Below are 17,593 nucleotides of genomic sequence, written 5' to 3'. Positions count from 1 at the left end.
ATCCGGCCTTCGGCCACCTTCTCCCACGAGGGGAGAAGGGATTCTTGTCGTTGCCCATCTCAAGGTTTTCTACAGAGCATCGAAAACCCGAAATCCTCGATCCCCCGCGACGAACCATACGAGTGATCGACGGCCCCGCTCTTTCACAATCCGGTATCGGTCCAAAGGGTCGCGGAGAGGCCGCCAGGGCCCACCCGCCACGCCGATCATGACGCGGCCCGCGATCGGCCGCGTCGTCGGGGCGTCATGTCCGCTCCGGCGCGACGCATCACGCCGACCGCCGGCGACGGTCGAAAAGTGCATTCGAAAACGACGAACGAAGCCAACCGATTTTCGCCGCAAGCCATTGCCCTCATCCACATTACACCCAACACACGGCAAGCGCCGGCGCGCGAACGAAGCCAACCGCGGGGGAGGCCGGGTCGACGCCGTCGGGGGGTCGAGTCCCCGGAATCCGTATCGATGGAGCGGGTCCTGCCTCCTTTCGGGGGGCCCGCGCGAGGGATAGGATGTGGCTTTCGCGCGGCCGTCTCGTCGCGCGTCTCCACAGGCTCCGCGAGGGCAGATCGCCATGAGCAAATCCCTCTCCGCCCCGTCGAAGGTCGCGCTCGCGACCGCCTGCGTCGTCGCGATGGCGGCGCTGGCCGCCGCCCCGGCCCGCGCGCAGACGATCGTCGTCCCCGCGAGGTCCGGCGGCCTGGTCCCGACCATGCGGGCGGACGACCTGGTCGCGTCGCCGGCCCCGCATCAGGTCTTCCAGCGCGGGGCCGACGGCACCGCCGACATCCCCGTGACGCTCGGCGACACGCTCAAGGGCGCGCAGAACGTGGCCGTCGTCCTGACCGCCATGGGGCCGGTCGCCATCCCCCCCCCGCCGGGCCCGATCGCGCTGGTCGACGGCAAGCTCCTCGGCGTGCCGACCGGCGGCCCGTACAACGTCCGCGTGCTGTACCAGGACGCCGCCGGCGCGCCCCAGAACGTCGAGGTCGGCCCGATCTACGTCGGCGACCTCTGGGTCCTGGCCGGCCAGTCGAACATGGAAGGCGTCGGCGACCTGGTCGACGTCACCCCGCCCGACCCGAGGGTCTCCGCGCTGGGGATGGACGGCAAGTGGGTCCAGGCCGCCGAGCCCCTGCACTGGCTCGTCGACTCCCCCGACCCGGTCCACTCCGGCGACCCCGCCACCCGCGAGCAGCGCTCGGCCGACCAGCACAAGAACCGCACCAAGGGTGCCGGCCTGGGGCTGCCGTTCGCCGCGCGGATGGTCGAGGCCACCGGCGTCCCCGTCGGCCTGGTGACGGCCGCGCACGGCGGCACCAGCATGGGCCAGTGGGACCCCGCGAAGAAGGGCGAGGGGGGCGACAGCCTGTACGGCTCCATGCTGCGGCAGGTCCAGCTCGCCGGCGGCCGGGTCAAGGGCGTGCTCTGGTATCAGGGCGAGAGCGACTCGTCCCCCGAGGCCTCCCCCAACTTCGAACGGGCCTTCACCGACTTCATCGCCGCCGTCCGCGCCGACCTCGGCCAGGCCGACCTCCCCTTCTACTACGTCCAGATCGGCCGCTTCGCCATCGCCGGCGACTCCGCCGGCTGGAACCGCGTGCAGGAGGCCCAGCGCGTCATCCCCGAGCGCGTGGCGAACACCGCGGTGATCTCGGTGATCGACCTGGAGCTTGACGACGCGATCCACGTCGGCACCCAGGGCCTGAAGCGCGCCGGGGCGAGGCTGGCCAAGATCGCCCAGCGGCAGCTCTACGGCATGATCGGGGCCACCACGCCCACGTTCGACCGCGTGGGCCTCGGCCCGAACAATACGCTGGAGGTCCGGTTCCGGGGCGTCAACGTGTCCGTCCCGCGGCCGGGCGAGGTCGTCCCCGGCGGCGTGATCGTCCCCGTCGCGTCGACCGGCCTCAGGCCGGAACTGCACATCGGCGGCTTCTCGATCCGCGACGCCCAGGGGAACCTGCTGCCGCTGATCTACGAGGCGAAGGTCGGCCGGGGGCGCGACACGGTCGTCCTGAAGCTGTCGGGCGCGGTGCCGCCGGGCTCGTCCCTCTGGTACGGCCACGGCTACGACCCGTACTGCAACCTGACCGACGCCGCCGACATGGCCGTCCCGGTCTTCGGCCCGATCGCGCTCGACCCGATCCTGCCCCCCCCTCCCCCCGCCGCCAAGCCCGAGGAGGAGAAGGCCGAGGCCGCCCCCGCGCCCGTCAAGGCCCTCATCATCACCGGCGACGAGGTCGGCGCCCACGACTGGAAGGCGACCGCCCCGGCGCTCAAGGCCATCCTGTCGGAAGGGGGCAAGATCGCCGTCGACATCACCGAGACCCCGGCGAAGGACCTCACCGACGAGAACCTGGCGAAGTACGAAGTCTTCGTCCTGAACTACCGCGACACCGACAAGGGGGGCCCGGACACCAAGTGGTCCGACGCCAACAAGGAAGCCCTCATGAAGGCCGTGCGCGAGGGGAAGGGCCTGGTCTCCTACCACTTCGCCTCCAGCGCCTTCACCAACCCCAACTGGGAAGAGTATGAGAAGGCGCTCGGCGGCTGGCGGAAGCAGGGCTTCCACGGCCCGCCGCACGCCTTCAAGGTGAAGAAGACCGACGCCGACCACCCCGTCTCCGCCGGCCTCGACGCCGAGTTCGACCACGTCGTCGACGAGCTGTACCAGAACTCGGTGATGCCCGAGGGCGCCGTCGTCCTGGCGACCGCCTTCTCCGACCCGGAGAAGCCCCGCGGCACCGGCAAGGACGAGGCCGTGATCTGGGTCAACCCCCACGGGAAGGGCCGCGTCTTCACCTGCGTCCTGGGCCACACCGTCGAGGCCCTCAACGACCCCAACGTCGCCCCCTGGCTCCGCCGCGGGACCATCTGGGCCGCGGGCGGCCAGCTCGACTGAGCGGGCCGGGACACGCGAAGGAGAGAGAAACCATGAAGGCATTTCGATTCGTCGCGGCCCTGCTCGCGGCCGGCGCGCTCGTCGCGCCGGCCCTGGCCGAGGGCCCCAGGGAACGCCGGCTGTCGCGCGAGGAGTATCGCGACAAGATGAAGGGGGGATGGATCGGCCAGATGGCGGGCGTCGGCGTCGGGGCGCCGACGGAGTTCCGCTGGCAGGGGGCGATCGTCCCGGCCGACCAGGTCCCGGCGTGGACGCCCGAGACCATCAACCAGTTCGACCAGGACGACCTCTACGTCGAGATGACGTTCCTCCGCACCCTCCAGACCCATGGACTGGACGCCTCGACGCGCCAGGCGGGCATCGACTTCGCCAACAGCAAGTACCCCCTCTGGCACGCGAACAAAGAGGGGCGGAGCCGGCTCCGCGAGGGGATCGCCCCGCCCGACAGCGGCCACCCCGCGTTCAACGAGCACGCCGACGACATCGACTACCAGATCGAGGCCGACTTCTCCGGCCTCATCGCCCCCGGCCTCCCCAACACGGCGATCCAGCTCGGCGAGACCTTCGGCCGGCTGATGAACCACGGCGACGGCCTCTACGGCGGCCAGTTCGTCGGCGCCATGTACTCCGAGGCGTTCTTCGAGACCGACCCGGAGAAGATCGTCCGCGCCGGGCTCGCCGCCATCCCGAAAGAGAGCCAGTACCACGAGTGCGTCTCCGACGTGATCGAGTGGCACCGCGAGCATCCCGACGACTGGGAGGCCGCCTGGCGGAAGATCGAGGACAAGTACCAGAAGAACCCCGGCTACAGGCGCTTCTCGTGCAGCAAGGACGAGAAGGAGCCCTACAAGTTCAACATCGACGCCAAGATCAACGGCGCGTACATCGTGATGGGCCTGCTCTACGGCGGGGGCGACCCCTGGAAGACCATCGTGATCTCCACCCGCTGCGGGCAGGACTCCGACTGCAACCCCTCCAACGCCGCCGGCATCCTGTTCACGGCCATGGGCGCGTCGAAGCTGCCCCCGGAGTACACCAGCGCCCTCGACACCAAGACCAAGTTCAACTCCACCGACTACTCGTTCGCCGACCTGATCGCCGTGTGCGACGACCTCGCCGCGCAGGCCGTGACGAAGGCCGGCGGGAAGGTCGAGAAGTCGGCCGACGGCGCCGAGACGTTCGTGATCCCCATCCTGACGCCCCGCCCCTCCGCCCTCGAATCGTGCTGGGAGCCCGGCCCCAAGGCCGGGAGCCGCTTCACCGCCGAGGAGATGGCCCAGATCCGGGAGAAGGACGAATGAGCACGCGAACCCTCCTGGCCCGCGTCGCCCTCGTCGCCGCCCTCGCCGCCCCCGCGGGGGCGGCCGAGCCGACGAAGATCGACCTGATGACCAGGGCCGGCTGCGACTCGGTGAAGGCCGAGTGGCGCTGGCACGACGTGACGCTGGTGCCGGTCGAGGGCAAGAACCCCGACGGCTCCGCGAACAAGACGTACAACTACGAGCCCCGCGCCATGGCCGCGGACTACGACGACTCGGCCTGGGAGGTGATCGCCCCGGAGACGCTGAAGGACCGCCGCTCCACCGGCCAGATCTGCTTCTGCTGGTACCGCGTGAAGGTGACGCTGCCGCCGGGCGTGGAGGGCAAGCGCGTCTTCTTCCAGACCACCGTGGACGACTACGGCGAGGTCTGGGTCGACGGCGAGCTGCCCTTCAAGGTGGGCCAGGCCGGCGGGAACGTGGCCGCCGGCTTCAACGTCCCGAACCGCGTCGAGCTGGCCGACCCCGCGCCGGGCAAGACGTACTCGCTGGCCGTCTTCGGCATCAACGGCCCCATCTCCGCGACCCCCACCAACTGGATCTTCCTCGGCCCGACGTTCCTGGAGATCGTCGACAAGGACGCCAAGTGAGGAGCGGCCGGCGGTCCCCCCCTCGGGGGGGACGACGCCCATGCGCCAGAACATGAGCCATGGCGACACATCACCGACCGCCCCCGTGGCCGCGTCCGCGCGCGTGGCCTCGGTGGACGCGATGCGGGGGCTGACGATCCTGCTGATGGTGTTCGTCAACGACCTGGGCCCGTCCGCGCCCCGGTGGCTGGGCCACATCCAGCCGCCGGACGCCGACGGGATGACGGTCGCCGACCTGGTCTTCCCCTGGTTCCTGTTCATCGTCGGCGTCTCGATCCCGCTGGCTTCCGAACGCGCCTCCGCCCGCGGCGCGACGACGGCGGGGCAGTTCGGCCACGTCCTGGCCCGCTCCGTCGGCCTGATGGTCCTCGGCGTGATCTCCAACAACTCGGGCGCCGACCGCTCGCTGGGTGGAGGGTCGTGGGGGCCGCTCGCCTTCATCGCGATCCTGCTCGCCTGGTCGGTCCCGCCGGATGGGCCGGCGGGGAGGCGCGCGGCGTTCCTGGCCTTGAAGGGGGCCGGCGCGTTGGGGCTGCTGGCCTTGCTGGCGACCTACCGCCGCGAGCCGGTCGACACGTCGTTGTTCCTCGTCGGGCCGGTCGAGGGCTGGGCCTGGCTGCGGACGGGGTGGTGGGGGATCCTCGGCCTGATCGGCTGGTCGTACCTCGTCGCCGCGACGTTGACGCTCTGGCTCGGCCGGCGTCGCGAATGGCTGGCCGGCGCGACGGGCGTGCTGATCCTCGTCCACCTGGCGATGCGGAACGGCGGCCCGTTCGGCCGGGTGGCGTCGAAGCCATGGCTGGGGCCGATCCGGCCGCTGATCGACCGCCTGGAATCGGCGACGGACGCGATCGGCGCCTACGTGAATCTCGGCGAGGTGGCGGGCTCGCTGGCGGCGGTGGTCATGGCGGGCTGCCTGCTCGGCTCGACCCTCCGGCGCGACTCCGACGCGCGCTCGCCCCGCGAGCGGGCGGGCTGGGCGCTGACGTTCGCGCTCGGCCTGTTCGTCGCGGGGCTGGTCGCGGACACGTTCGAGGGGATCAACAAGATCGCCGCCACGCCGACGTGGTGCCTGTGGAGCGCGGGCCTCGCCGTCTTGCTCTGGCTGTCGTTGTACCTCATCATCGACGTCGCCGGCCGTCGCGGCTGGACGGCCGTCGTCCGGCCGGCCGGCGCGAATCCGCTGATCGCCTTCTTCCTCCACCCGATCGTCCTCGCGGGCCTGTCGATGGCCGGCCCGTCGCGCGCGGTCCTGGGCTACAAGCTCTCGGCGAGCCCCGGCGTGGTCGTCGCCGGCTCGCTCGTCATGGCTCTCTCCGTCTGCGCCCTGACCGGCCTGCTCGCGCGGGCGGGGCTGCGGGTTCGACTCTGATCGCGAGCGAACATGGTCATGCGATGCTCCGTCACACCGCCCTCCGGTCGGCCCTCCTGCTGGCCCCCCTCCTCCTGATCCCCGCCGCGCGGGGCGACTCTCCGCTGCCCGTCGGGCCGGCCCCCGCCGCCCTGCCGACGCCCCACTTCCCCGACCGCCTGCACGCCTTCGTCTGGCGGAACTGGGAGCTCGTGCCCGCGGCGAAGCTGGCCGAGGTGGTCGGGACCGAGCCCGATCGGATCGAGGCCGTCGCCGCGTCGATGGGCCTCCCCCCCGCGCCCGGGCTGGACGACGAGGCTCGCTCGCGCGTCTACATCACGATCCTCAGGCGCAACTGGCACCTGCTGCCGTATGAGCAACTTCTGACGCTCCTGGACATGACGCCGGAGCGGCTGGCGTTCGCGCTGCGCGAGGACGACTTCCTGTTCATCAAGCTCGGCAACCTCAAGCCGGCCTGCGAGCCGCTGCGCTACTCCGAGCCGTCCCCCGAGGCCGCGGCGCGGGCGGCGGCGATCAAGGCGCTGGTCTCCGAGCGGTTCGGCGCCGCCCTCGCCGAGCCGGGCGAGCCGCCGATGGCGTTCGCCCGCCGGTGGGAGGAGGCCACGCCGCGCGAGCGTCCCGAGCGGCCCGCGACGGACGCCGAGCCCCGCATCGTCTCGTCGTACTTCGCGACCTTCGGCGACGGCCTGGCCGAGCCCGGCGGCGACGGCTTCCCCGACGGCCTCCTCGCCGAGCTGGCCGACCAGGGCGTCAACGGCGTCTGGTTGCACGTCGTCCTTCGCACCCTCGCGCCGGGCGGGCCGGACTTCCCCGAGTTCGGCGAAGGGTGGGAGAACCGCCTGGCCAACCTGCGGGCGCTCGTCGACCGCGCGAAGAGGCACGGCATCAAGGTCTACCTGTATCTGAACGAGCCCCGCGCGATGCCGCTGGCGTTCTACGACGACCGGCCCGAGATGCGCGGGGTCCGCGACGGCGAGCACGCGACGATGTGCACGTCCGACCCGCGCGTCCGGTCGTGGCTGAAGTCGTCCGTCGAGCACGTCACGCGCGAGGTCCCCGGCCTCGGCGGCGTCATCACCATCACGGCGTCCGAGAACTACACCAGCTGCGCGTCGCACGGCCGGATCGCGGAGTGCCCGCGATGCTCCAAGCGGACCGCGGCCGAGGTGATCGCCGAGGTGAACGGGATCATCGACGAGGGGCTCCGCGCCGGCGACCCGTCGACCCGGCTGATCGCCTGGGACTGGGGATGGCTCGACCCGGCGCAGGCCGCGGCTACCATCGCCGCCCTGCCCCGCGGCGCTTACCTCCAGACGGTCTCCGAGTGGGACCTGCCGATCGATCGCGGCGGCGTGAAGTCGAAGGTCGGCGAATACTCGCTGTCGGCGGTCGGCCCGGGCGAGCGGGCCAAGCTGCGATGGGGGCTGGCGAAGGAGGCGGGGCTGAAGACCTCGGCGAAGCTCCAGCTCAACGTGACGTGGGAACTGGCGTCGGTCCCGTCGATCCCGGCGTATGACAACGTCGCGGAGCTGTTCCGGAACCTGTCCGCCGCCGAGGTCGATTCGATGATGCTGGGCTGGTCGCTGGGGGGCTACCCCTCGCCGCAGATCCGCGTGGCCCAGGAGTTCTCGCGGGATCCGTCCGCGACCCCCGACGCCGTGCTCGACCGCGTCGCCGCCGAGCGCTACGGCCCCGAGGCCGTCGCCGACGTCCGCCGCGCGTGGTCGGCGTTCAGCCGGGCGTTCCGCGAGTACCCCTACGGCGGCGTCGTCTACACCGGCCCGCAGCACGTGGGCCCGGCGAACATCCCGTTCGCCGAGCCGACCGGCTACCGCGCCACGATGGTCTGCTTCCCCTACGACGCCATCGACGACTGGCGCGGGCCGTACCCCGCCGAGGTCTTCGCCGACCAGTTCGGCAAGGTCGCGAGCGGCTGGGCCGAGGGGCTCCCCGCGCTCCGCGACGCGGTCGCCAAGGCGCCGGCCGAACTCCGCGCGACGGCCGAGCTGGACCTGGGCGTCGCCGAGGCCGCCGGCCTGCACTTCGAGAGCGTCGCGAACCAGGCCCGGTTCGTCATGGCCCGCGAGGCCGGCGACCGCGAGGCCATGGCCCGGCTGCTCGACGCCGACGCCCGCGCCGCCGTGGCGCTGTACTCGCTCGCCCGTCGCGATTCCAGGCTGGGGTTCGAGGCGTCGAACCACTACTTCTACCGGCCGCTGGACCTGGTGGAGAAGGTCATCGCCTGCGAGGACGTCAAGTCTCGCGTGGCGGCCGATCGCTGACGCGTCGACCGCGCGGGTCGGGCTCGCCCCGCCCCGCGCGGCGCCCTCAGGAGGCGGCGCGGGCTGAGGCGTTGAGCTTGCGGATGGCCCGGAGTTCCAGCTTGCGGACCCATTCGCGGGTGACGCCCAGGCGCTCGCCGATCTCCTTGAGGGTGAGCGGCGTGACGCCCCGGAGGCCGTAGCGATAGGTCAGCACCATCCGCTCGCGCTCGTCCAGGATGCTCATGCGGCGGACCATCTCGGCGCAGGCGTCGCCGGTCTCCAGGCCGGAGGTCGGACCGTCGCCCGGGTCGACGGAATCGTCGGGCGACCAGTAGTCGTCCTCGTCGGCGGCCGAGCCCTCCAGCTTGAGCTGGTTGGCCCGCTTGGCCTTCGCCACCAGCGAGCGCTGGAGTTCCGAGAGGCCCAGGCTGTCGGCGATCTCCTCGAACAGCGGCGGGCGGCCCAGGTCGCGGGTCAGCGAGCGTTCGGCGCGGCGCCACTTGGTCAGCAGGCCGACCATGTGGGCCGGGATCCGGATGGTGGTCGCGGTGTTGATCAGGGCGAAGCGGATCGACTGCTTGATCCAGTAGCCGGCGTAGGTGCTGAAGCGGACGCCGAAGGCGGGGTCGAACTCCTGGACGGCGCGGATGAGGCCGAGGTTCCCCTCGCCGATCAGGTCGTCCAGCATCATCCCCCGGCCCTGGTAGTCGCGGGCGATCCGCACGACCAGGCGGAGGTTGGCCCGGATCATCTGGCTCTTGGCGTCGGCGTCGCCCAGGGCGATCCGCCGGGCCAGCACGCGCTCCTCCTCGGCCGACAGCAGGGGGGTCTCGTTGATGTCGTGGAAGTAGGTCTGGAGGTCGTGCGAGGCGCCGTCCGTCGCGGTGAAGCGAGACATGAGCGTACTCCCGGCCCTGGTGCCGTCTCGTGGGTTCAGCCTTGAAGTCGGCCCGCTCGATGCTCGGCGGGCCCTCCCGCGGGGTGGGGCGGGACTCGTCGTCGTCCCGCGTCGGCCTCTCGGCCGGCGTCCATCGCCTCCACCCTTGGGGCAACACATGGCTAGTTGCGGCCGGATGAAAAAAGCGGACATGGTCCCGGGAAATTTTCGGCCGGGTCCCGAGGACGGCGTCGATACGCCCGCGCGCGTTACGACGTGGGCCCGGATCCCCGCACTCGGGCCGGCCGGATGGGCCGCGCGTCCCCCCCGGAAGACCGTCGCGACCGGCCCGAACGCTTTTTTCAACATGGGGCTGGATATTCTCGACCTCCGAGCGTTTAATTAACAGGAACGCGGAGGCCGCCTCCATGCACGTACCGGGGCCACGGAGGCGGCCCATCTCCCTCGGTTCCCGCGCGACGGTCCCCGGACGGGGCCCGGCCGGCGCGGGGGCGTCGTGGCCCCCGACGATGGCCCGGCCGACACTTTCCAGGGCGGGGGACGTCCGATGGCGGAAGCGCAAGCGCGGATGGAAGGCGCGGACGAGGGCGAGTCGCGCGACGTCGCGGATCTGGTCGCGCGGGCCCGCGCGGGGGACCAGGAGGCGATACGGGCGTTCGTCCTCCGCTACGAGGACGAGCTGCGCCAGATGGCGCGGGGCCGCCTGCCCCGCCGGCTGCGCGGCCAGCTCGAGTCGATGGACATCGTCCAGGCCGTCTGGCAGAGCTTCTTCACCGAGGCGGGGGCGGGCCCGAAGGACTTCGAGAACTCGCGCCACCTCCGCGGGTTCCTCGCCGGGATGGTCCGCAACAAGGTGTACGAGCAGGACCGCCGGCTCACCCGCACGGAGAAGTACGCCATCGCGCGCGAGGAGCCGCTGTACGTCCGCCGGGGCGACCGCGAGGTCGCGCGGGAGGTGCCGGCGCACGACCCCACCCCCAGCCAGAACGTCCAGGCGCGCGACCGGCTGGCGCTGCTGACCGCGGGCCGGCCGGAGCGCGAGGCCGAGATCCTCCGGCTCCGCCGCGACGGCATGACGGTCGACGACATCGCGGCGCGGCTGGGCGTCAACGAGAAGACCGTGCGCCGGGCCATCGAGGCGGCGAGGGTCCGCATGGAGGCCCGGGGATGGTCGTGAAGGCGGGCGGATCGGCCGCCGGGATCGGCTCGTGGGATCGCCCCTCGGCCGTCCCGCGGTCGGATCCCTCCGACCTCTTCTCCGCCGCGATCGACGACCTGACCGGCCGCTGGGCGCGGGGCGAGCCCGTCCGCGCCGAGACCTACCTGTCCGCCGGCCGCGGCTGGCCGGCCGAGCGCGCCGTGGAGCTGGTCTACCGCGAGTACCGCATGGCGGCCGAGGCCGGGCTCGAGCCCTCGATGTCGGCCTACCTGGAGCGGTTCCCCGAACATCGCGGGGCGCTGGAGCGGCTGCTGACGCTCGACGCCGCCTGCCCCGATTCGCTCCTGGGCCGGCTCGGGGCGCTCGACGGCGACGACGACCCCCTGCCGATCGCCGGCGACGCGATCGGCCCCTATGTCCTGGAGCGTGAGCTGGGCGAGGGGGCGTTCGCGCGGGTCTTCCTCGCGCGCCAGGCCGACCTGGCCGACCGCCCGGTCGTGGTGAAGATCACGACCCGGCCGACCCGCGAGCCCTGGCTGCTGGCCCGAGCGCGGCACCCGAACATCGTCGAGGTGCTGACCCACGCCGAGGTCGACGACGGGGCGTTGCAGCTCATCGCCATGCCGTTCCTGGGGGGCGCGTCGCTGGCGGCCGTGCTGGCCCGGCGGCGGTCGCGGGCCGCCGGGGGGCGGGCGTCGCGGTTCCTGGAAGACCTGGACGCCGCGGCGGCGCCGGAATTCCGCCACGTGGGCGCGCCGGGGCCCTCGCGGGCGATCCTGCGGGCGACGGGCGACGCCGGGGCCTTCGCCTGGATCGCCGCCCGGCTCGCCGAGGCGCTCGACCACGCCTCAAGGCGGGGCGTGGCCCACGGCGACGTCAAGCCGTCGAACGTCCTGGTCGCGGCCGACGGCGCGCCGATGCTCCTGGACTTCAACCTGGCGCAGGACTGGACGGGCGACGACGGGGCGGACGTCGGCGGGACGATGGCCTACATGGCCCCGGAGCGGCTGCTCGCCCTGGCCGGCGAGGGCCCGTCGGCCGTCGACGACGAGCGGGCCCACCGGGCCGACGTCTACTCCCTGGGCGTGGTCCTGCTGGAATCGCTGACCGGCTGGCTCCCGTCCGACGGCGTCGCCCCCGGTCGCGGGGCGGGCCGGGAGGAGCTGATCTCCGCCGCCCGCGCCATGACCGAGGCGCGGCGACGCCCCGCCTGGCTGATCCGCCGCGCCGAGGCCCACGCCGGCCGGTCGCTGCCGGCGGGGCTGCGGGCGATCCTGCGGCACTGCCTGGCGCCCGACCCCTCCGGGCGGTACGCGCGGGGGCTGGAGCTGGCCGAGGACCTCGACCGCTGGCGCGTCGACCGCCCGCTGGCCTTCGCCCCCGAGCCCTCGCGGCTGCACGCCGTCGGCCGCTGGGCCCGGCGTCGCCGCCGCCCCCTGGCCTCGGCCGCCGCCGTCCTGCTGGCCGTCGGCCTCGTCGCCTGGTTCGCGCTCGGCAACCGATCCGCCCAGGCCAACCTCGACCGGGCCGCCGCGCACAAGTACGACCAGCTCGTGAACCTGCCGGACTCCCGCGCCCTGCATTACGAGCACCCGGGCGAGGACTTCCGCCGCCGTCGCCCCGCCGTCATCGTGGCCGACGCCCTCCGCGCGCTGGGCCTGTACGGCGTCGCGGACGACCCCGCCTGGCGGACCCGCGACGACTTCGCCCGCCTCCCCCGCCACGACCGCGACGACCTGGAGGCGTGGCTGCTGGAGCAGGCCCTGCGCTACGGCCGCGCCCTCGCCCGCCGCGACGACTCCCCCGAGGACTGGCTCCGCGCCCGGCACGTGCTGGACAACGCCGCCGGCGACGCCCCCCCCGCCGCGATGGCCGAACTCCGCCGGCGGCTGACCCGCCGCATCGGCGACGGCGACGCCCCCCCCGCCCCGGCCCGGCCCGTCGACCCGGCACTCGACGCCTACCTCCGGGGCGTCTCCGCGGAGATCGACGACGACGAGGCCCCGGGGGACGTGGACGTCGGAGCCCGCCGCGCGGCCGGCTTCCACGCCGAGATGCTGGCGATCCGCCCCAGGTCGTTCTGGGGCCGGTACCGCGCGGCCGTCGTCGCCTACTCGCTGTCCCGCTGGGACGAGGCCGCGGACGGCCTCCGCGCCTGCCTGGAGCTGCGCCCGGAGAACCCCGTCCTCCACGGCCTCTACGCCTCCTGCCTGGAGAGGCTGGGGCGCGCGGAGGAGGCCCTGGAGTGGTGCGACCGCGGCGTCGCCCTGGCCCCCGACCACGCCGAGCTGGTGCAGGTCCGCGCCTTCGTCCGCGCCTCCGGCCCGTCGCTGGACGCCCTGAAGGGGGACATCCTCCGCTACGAGCGGCTCCGCGCCGCGCTGCCGGACCACTTCCTCCGCGAGCCCGACGCCGACGGCCTCCCCTCCATCGGCCGCGACCTCCCAATGGGCCCTCGCCGCGACGGGGCCCCTTCCCAGGCCATCGGCGAGGGGGTCGGCCCGTGGGAGCTGGGCGCCCGCGCCGTGCTCGCCTCGCGGATCCTCGCCGGCAAGCCGCTCGACCCCGACCGCCCCCCGACGCGGTCGGAGGCCCCGGACCCGCGCCGGCTCGCCCTGGCGGCCCAGGAGGTGGAGAAGGTGCTGGCGCTGGACCCCTCCAACTTCCCCGCCCGCGTCGAGCGCATGTGCGTGGCCGTCCGGCGCGGCCGCCCCGCCTCGGCCCACCGCGACCTGGGGATCATCCTGGACGACCCCCGCCTCCGCGAGTACGCCCGCGACGAACCCGAGCGCATCCGGGCGCTGCACTACGCCGCCAGCCTCTTCGCCCACGAGCGGGACTTCGTCGCCGCGCTCCGCCTGGCCCGCAAGCTCGTGGACCTGTCGCTGGAGTACCGCGAGCCCCACGCCCGCGCCCTCTACACGCTGGCCGCCGTCGAGGGCTACGGCGCCGGATACAATCCCAAGTGGGTCTCGATCGCCGCCGCGCACCTGGAGCAGGCGACCAGGAACAACCCCAAGTACGAGGCGTGGTTCCGCAACGACACCCTCTTCGACCGGGCTCGCCCCCAGGTCAAGGCGGCCGTCGACGCGATCCGCGCCGCCAGGTCCGCCCCTCCCCCCGCCTGAGCGGCCGGCCGATCACGCGCCGGGCCGATTCCCCGCGCGCATGGCCGCGACGCCGCACGACGAGCAGCCGGAGCCCGTGCCGCACCCGCCGCCCGCCTTGGCCTTCGCCTTCGGCGGCTCGGGGGCGGGATCGGGCGCCGGATCGTCCCCCAGGGCCTCGACGTGGACGTCGAAGTCGCCCGAGACCCGGAACCGCGCCCGGACCATGGCCGGGTCGTACTCGTCCCAGGAGAGGACGTGCAGGACGGTGGAGAGGTCCAGCAGGGGCTCGACGTCCACCAGCTCCAGCGGCCAGCCCTCCTCGTCGACGACGCGGCGGCAGAGGTCGAACCGGGCGTCGCGGAGCCGCTCGGCCTCGCGGGCCAGCTCCAGGTCGGCCGGCGTCGCGGCGCGGAGCACGCGGAAGACGCCGATCGAGTCCTCCCCCGCGCGGGCCCTGGAGGGCTCGGCCTTCAGCACCTCGCCCAGCTCGATCCCGCGCGACGTGCGCAGGACGACGGCCTCGCCACGCGTCGGCGCGGGGGCGTCGGCCGCGAACCAGCCGACCCGCCCCGCCAGCCCGTGGCGGACCAGGCACTCGACGCCCGTCCCGGTTTCGATGACCGCGTCCATGTGTCGCCTCGGTCCTCCGGCCGCCGGCGGCGCTCCCCTGAACGCCGCCGGGACTATACCGTATCATAATCACGGGAGCGCGCCGCGTCCGGTCGTTTCGGGGCGGGCTTCGGTCAGGACGGCGAGGTTGGCCATGAGTCGATCGCGATGTACGTTGAACGTCCGCGGCCTGGACTGCGAGACGGAGGCGGGCCAGATCCGCGCCGCGCTGAAGGGCGCGCCCGGGGTCGAGACGCTGGGCTTCGACCTCATCAACGGCCTGCTCACCGTCGACTACGACGACGAGCGGACCGGCCCGAAGCGCCTGGTCGCGCGCCTGGCCGAGCGAGCCGGCCTGCAGGCCGCCGTCGTCGGCGAGCCCGAGGCCGAGGCGCCCCCTTCCTGGTGGTCGCGCCGCGGGCTCCTGGCGTCGACCGTGGCGTCGGGCCTGGCGCTGGGCGTCGGGCTGCTGCTTCACCACCTCGGCGCGCGGCTGGGAGCGCCCGAGGGGGCCTCGACGGGCTTCCTCGTCCTGGCGATCGTCGCGGGGGGGGTCTGGCTGATCCCCCGGGCGTGGCGGTCGTTGCGCGCCGGCCGGATGGACATCGACGTGCTGATGAGCCTGGCGATCCTGGGGGCCTCGGCGCTTGGCCAGTGGGACGAGGCGGCGACGGTGGCGTTCCTGTTCGGCGTGTCGGAGTCGCTGGAGGCCCTGAGCGTGGCGCGGGCGCGGCGGGCGATCCGGCGGCTCCTGGAGGTCTCCCCGGCCACGGCCGAGCGGATCGGCCCGGACGGCGTGGAGACCGTGCCCGTCGCCGACGTCGCCCGGGGCGACCGCCTGCTCGTCCGCGCCGGCGACCAGATCCCGGTCGACGGCGTGGTCGTGGAGGGGCGTTCGGGCGTCGACCAGAAGTCGATCACCGGCGAGTCCACGCCCGTCGAGCGCGGGGTCGGCGACCCGGTGTACGGCGGCACGATCGTCGGCGACGGCACCATCGAGGTCGAGGCGACCCACCCCATCGACGAGTCGCTGATCTCGCGGATCATCGACCAGGTGCGCGCCGCGCAGGCCGGCCGGGCGCCGGTGGAGCGGCGGATCTCGCGATTCGCGCGGTGGTACACGCCGATGGTGGTGGCCGTGGCCCTCGCGTCCGTCCTGACGCCGACGGCGTACGCCTGGGCGACGGGGGGGCCGGCCTGGGAGACGTTCCTGGCGTGGTTCGCCAAGGGCCTGGTGGTCCTGGTCATCGCCTGCCCGTGCGCCCTGGTGATCGCGACCCCCGTGGCGGTCGTCAGCGGCCTGGCCGCGGCGGCGCGTCGCGGGGTGCTCATCAAGGGGGGCGAGTTCCTGGAGGCCGTCGGCAGGCTGCGGGTCCTGGCGTTCGACAAGACCGGCACGCTGACCCTGGGCCGGCCCGACGTGGTGGAGGTGGTCTCCTCCGGCCCCGGCGGCGAGGCGGAGGTCCTGCGCGTCGCCGCGGCGCTGGGGGACCGCGGCGGGCACGTGCTGGGCAAGGCGATCGCCCGCCACGCGCGGGACCTGCGGATCGACGTCCCCCCCGCCGACGACTACACGGCCGTCCCGGGCAAGGGCGCGCACGGGCGCATCGACGCCGAGCGCTACCACACGGGGAGCCACCGCTACATCGACGAGGCGGGCCTCTGCGCCCCCGAGTTCCACGCCGACATCGCCCGCGCCGAGGACCATCCCGGCACCGAGGTCGCCGTGACGGGCGAGGCCGGGCCGCTGGGCTGGATCCGCCTGGCCGACCGCCCCCGCCCCGAGGCCGCCGCAGTGGTCGCGCGGCTGCACGGCCTGGGCCTGCGGACCGTCATGCTCACCGGCGACAACCCCCGCGCCGCCGCCGCCGTCGCCGCCGAGCTGGGCGTCGACGACCAGCGGGCCGAGCTGCTGCCGGCCGACAAGGTGAGGGCGATCGACGAGTACACGGCCGCCCACGGCCCGACCGGCATGATCGGCGACGGCGTCAACGACGCCCCCGCCCTGGCCGCCGCCCGCGTGAGCATCGCCCTGGGGGGCGTCTCCAGCGGCGCGGCCCTGGAGACGGCCGACGTCGTCTTCATGGCCGACGACCTCCGCCCCCTCCCCTGGCTGGTCGGCCACGGCCGGGCGACGCTCCGCATGATCCACCAGAACATCGCGCTGGCCGTCGGCGTGAAGGCCGTCGTCCTGCTGCTGGCCCTCCTCGGCCTGGCGAACATGTGGATGGCCATCCTCGCCGACGTCGGCACCACCCTGATCGTCGTCGCCAACGCCCTCCGCCTCCTCCGCGCCACCGACCCGACGGCGGCGGCCGTCGGGTGAGCGTGGAGGCCGATGCGATGACTCCGATCCGGCGGTTCGAAGCCATGGTCGCGGAGACGGGCGGGACGCTCGACGCCTTGACGCCACGGGCCGGGCTCAACTTGTTGCTACGCTTCGCCATCGAGGAAGCCGGCGGGGCAAGGATTCGGCTCGAGTGGGGCAATGTCGCGCGGCATGACGACGAGAGCCCCGGCTTCACCTTCCACTGCGAGATGGGGGGAGGATACCCGGAGTGGTTCTCGCTCCTGTTTCGGTTCAATCGGGGCGTGAAGGTCGAACGAGGAGGCCAACCCGAGCCCGCTTGGTGCATCGGGGCCAGCGAGGCCGCCGCGTTCCGAGCCGCGACTGACGCCTGGGGACCTTACCGGGCCCTGGCGGACGCCAAGCCCGCCGGCGCGACGCTAGAGCGACCTTCGGAGACGAGCAATCGACCTTACGACTGCTGGGGAGCGCGAGATCCGGGCTGGCCCGTCGTCTCCATGACGCCGGAGGAGTGGGACCGCGGCGAGGACGTCGCGGCGATGTCGCGTTGGTTCGTCGAATTCGGCCCCGGCGAGCATGACGAACGTGTCCGGCTCATCCACCGCTATCTCCTGGCCTGCTGCCGCCGCCTCTGGCCCATCCTCCCCGCCGGCGGCGACCTTCGGAGGAGCGTGGAGACCGCCGAGCGGTGGCTCGACGGCGAGGCGACTCTTAAGGAGGTCGGCGAGGCGAGCTGGTCGGCCGAGGGAGAATTCATATTCATGACCACGGAACCCGATGACCCGGAGGTCGCTCGATGGGCCCGGGCCGTGGCGTGGCGTTCCGCCGAGGAGATCGACGAAGTCCTCGACCCTGTCCCGCCGGAGCTCGCCCCGCTCCCATACAGACGGCTCCTATCGGCCGCGTATCTCGTCCACGTCGTCGTATTTCCGGGCAACGAGTCGAGGGCCTGGACTTCCGGTCGGAGTCGGCGGCTTCCGGCTTCGCTGCTGCGGGCGGTGGTCGGCGATCCATTCGGTCGTCGACGGTGATTGCGCCCCATTTGCCAGCGATCGGCCCCCT

11 protein-coding genes are annotated in these 17,593 nt (G+C 73.3%); 9 read left to right on the top strand and 2 right to left on the bottom strand.

Features of this window, described 5'->3' with window-relative positions; translation table 11 throughout:
* The first annotated feature begins 571 nt into the window (after nt 1-571).
* From WG209_RS14660 to WG209_RS14640, 5 genes are read left to right on the top strand one after another with little or no spacing between them, the layout of a single operon-like run.
* Nucleotides 572-2,902, top strand: coding sequence for a sialate O-acetylesterase (locus WG209_RS14660; RefSeq protein ID WP_337175804.1), 2,331 nt, complete (start codon nt 572-574; stop codon nt 2,900-2,902).
* A gap of 32 nt (nt 2,903-2,934) precedes the next feature.
* On the top strand, nt 2,935-4,203 hold the full coding sequence (locus WG209_RS14655; RefSeq protein ID WP_337175803.1) for an ADP-ribosylglycohydrolase family protein: 1,269 nt from the start codon (nt 2,935-2,937) through the stop codon (nt 4,201-4,203).
* On the top strand, nt 4,200-4,811 hold the full coding sequence (locus tag WG209_RS14650; protein WP_337175802.1) for a hypothetical protein: 612 nt from the start codon (nt 4,200-4,202) through the stop codon (nt 4,809-4,811). Before WG209_RS14655 ends, WG209_RS14650 begins: the two co-directional genes overlap by 4 nt.
* A 40-nt stretch (nt 4,812-4,851) precedes the next feature.
* On the top strand, nt 4,852-6,183 hold the full coding sequence (locus tag WG209_RS14645) for a DUF5009 domain-containing protein (protein WP_337175801.1): 1,332 nt from the start codon (nt 4,852-4,854) through the stop codon (nt 6,181-6,183).
* A 23-nt stretch (nt 6,184-6,206) separates the two neighbouring features.
* A complete protein-coding gene (locus tag WG209_RS14640) occupies nt 6,207-8,465 on the top strand; it encodes a hypothetical protein (protein WP_337175800.1) in 2,259 nt (752 codons plus the stop codon).
* A gap of 46 nt (nt 8,466-8,511) precedes the next feature.
* Here WG209_RS14640 and WG209_RS14635 read toward each other — a convergent pair whose 3' ends face one another.
* The gene (locus tag WG209_RS14635) at nt 8,512-9,345 is read right to left on the bottom strand and encodes an RNA polymerase sigma factor RpoD/SigA (RefSeq protein ID WP_337175799.1); all 834 of its coding nucleotides are present in this window, start codon (nt 9,343-9,345) and stop codon (nt 8,512-8,514) included.
* 547 nt (nt 9,346-9,892) lie between these two features.
* Between WG209_RS14635 and WG209_RS14630 the strand changes: the two genes are divergently transcribed.
* Nucleotides 9,893-10,522: a sigma-70 family RNA polymerase sigma factor gene (locus tag WG209_RS14630; RefSeq protein WP_337175798.1), complete on the top strand. Its 630-nt coding sequence runs from the start codon at nt 9,893-9,895 to the stop codon at nt 10,520-10,522.
* Nucleotides 10,513-13,632 (top strand): protein kinase, encoded by a 3,120-nt coding sequence (locus WG209_RS14625; RefSeq protein ID WP_337175797.1) that lies wholly within the window; start codon nt 10,513-10,515, stop codon nt 13,630-13,632. The genes WG209_RS14630 and WG209_RS14625 overlap by 10 nt, the downstream gene beginning before the upstream one ends.
* Nucleotides 13,633-13,644: 12 nt before the next feature.
* Here the strand turns inward: WG209_RS14625 and WG209_RS14620 are convergent, their stop codons facing one another.
* A complete protein-coding gene (locus WG209_RS14620) occupies nt 13,645-14,244 on the bottom strand; it encodes a PSP1 C-terminal domain-containing protein (protein ID WP_337175796.1) in 600 nt (199 codons plus the stop codon).
* Between the two features lie 133 nt (nt 14,245-14,377).
* Between WG209_RS14620 and WG209_RS14615 the strand changes: the two genes are divergently transcribed.
* The gene (locus tag WG209_RS14615) at nt 14,378-16,549 is read left to right on the top strand and encodes a cation-translocating P-type ATPase (RefSeq protein WP_337175795.1); all 2,172 of its coding nucleotides are present in this window, start codon (nt 14,378-14,380) and stop codon (nt 16,547-16,549) included.
* Nucleotides 16,550-16,566: 17 nt separating this feature from the next.
* A complete protein-coding gene (locus WG209_RS14610) occupies nt 16,567-17,562 on the top strand; it encodes a hypothetical protein (RefSeq protein ID WP_337175794.1) in 996 nt (331 codons plus the stop codon).
* The last annotated feature ends 31 nt before the right edge of the window (nt 17,563-17,593 follow it).

The organism is Paludisphaera sp., assembly GCF_037189885.1.
In the GTDB taxonomy this organism is placed as follows: Bacteria; Planctomycetota; Planctomycetia; order Isosphaerales; family Isosphaeraceae; genus Paludisphaera.
The sequence above is the reverse complement of the archived record's forward strand: the minus strand, read 5'-3'. Positions and strand labels throughout refer to the sequence as shown.

What these genes read in the sequence shown, in the direction of transcription:
- WG209_RS14660 (WP_337175804.1), top strand. Translation starts at nt 572, where the DNA reads ATGAGCAAATCCCTCTCCGCCCCGTCGAAGGTCGCGCTCGCGACCGCC.
- WG209_RS14655 (WP_337175803.1), top strand. Translation starts at nt 2,935, where the DNA reads ATGAAGGCATTTCGATTCGTCGCGGCCCTGCTCGCGGCCGGCGCGCTC.
- WG209_RS14650 (WP_337175802.1), top strand. Translation starts at nt 4,200, where the DNA reads ATGAGCACGCGAACCCTCCTGGCCCGCGTCGCCCTCGTCGCCGCCCTC.
- WG209_RS14645 (WP_337175801.1), top strand. Translation starts at nt 4,852, where the DNA reads ATGCGCCAGAACATGAGCCATGGCGACACATCACCGACCGCCCCCGTG.
- WG209_RS14640 (WP_337175800.1), top strand. Translation starts at nt 6,207, where the DNA reads ATGCTCCGTCACACCGCCCTCCGGTCGGCCCTCCTGCTGGCCCCCCTC.
- WG209_RS14635 (WP_337175799.1), bottom strand. Translation starts at nt 9,345, where the DNA reads ATGTCTCGCTTCACCGCGACGGACGGCGCCTCGCACGACCTCCAGACC.
- WG209_RS14630 (WP_337175798.1), top strand. Translation starts at nt 9,893, where the DNA reads ATGGCGGAAGCGCAAGCGCGGATGGAAGGCGCGGACGAGGGCGAGTCG.
- WG209_RS14625 (WP_337175797.1), top strand. Translation starts at nt 10,513, where the DNA reads ATGGTCGTGAAGGCGGGCGGATCGGCCGCCGGGATCGGCTCGTGGGAT.
- WG209_RS14620 (WP_337175796.1), bottom strand. Translation starts at nt 14,244, where the DNA reads ATGGACGCGGTCATCGAAACCGGGACGGGCGTCGAGTGCCTGGTCCGC.
- WG209_RS14615 (WP_337175795.1), top strand. Translation starts at nt 14,378, where the DNA reads ATGAGTCGATCGCGATGTACGTTGAACGTCCGCGGCCTGGACTGCGAG.
- WG209_RS14610 (WP_337175794.1), top strand. Translation starts at nt 16,567, where the DNA reads ATGACTCCGATCCGGCGGTTCGAAGCCATGGTCGCGGAGACGGGCGGG.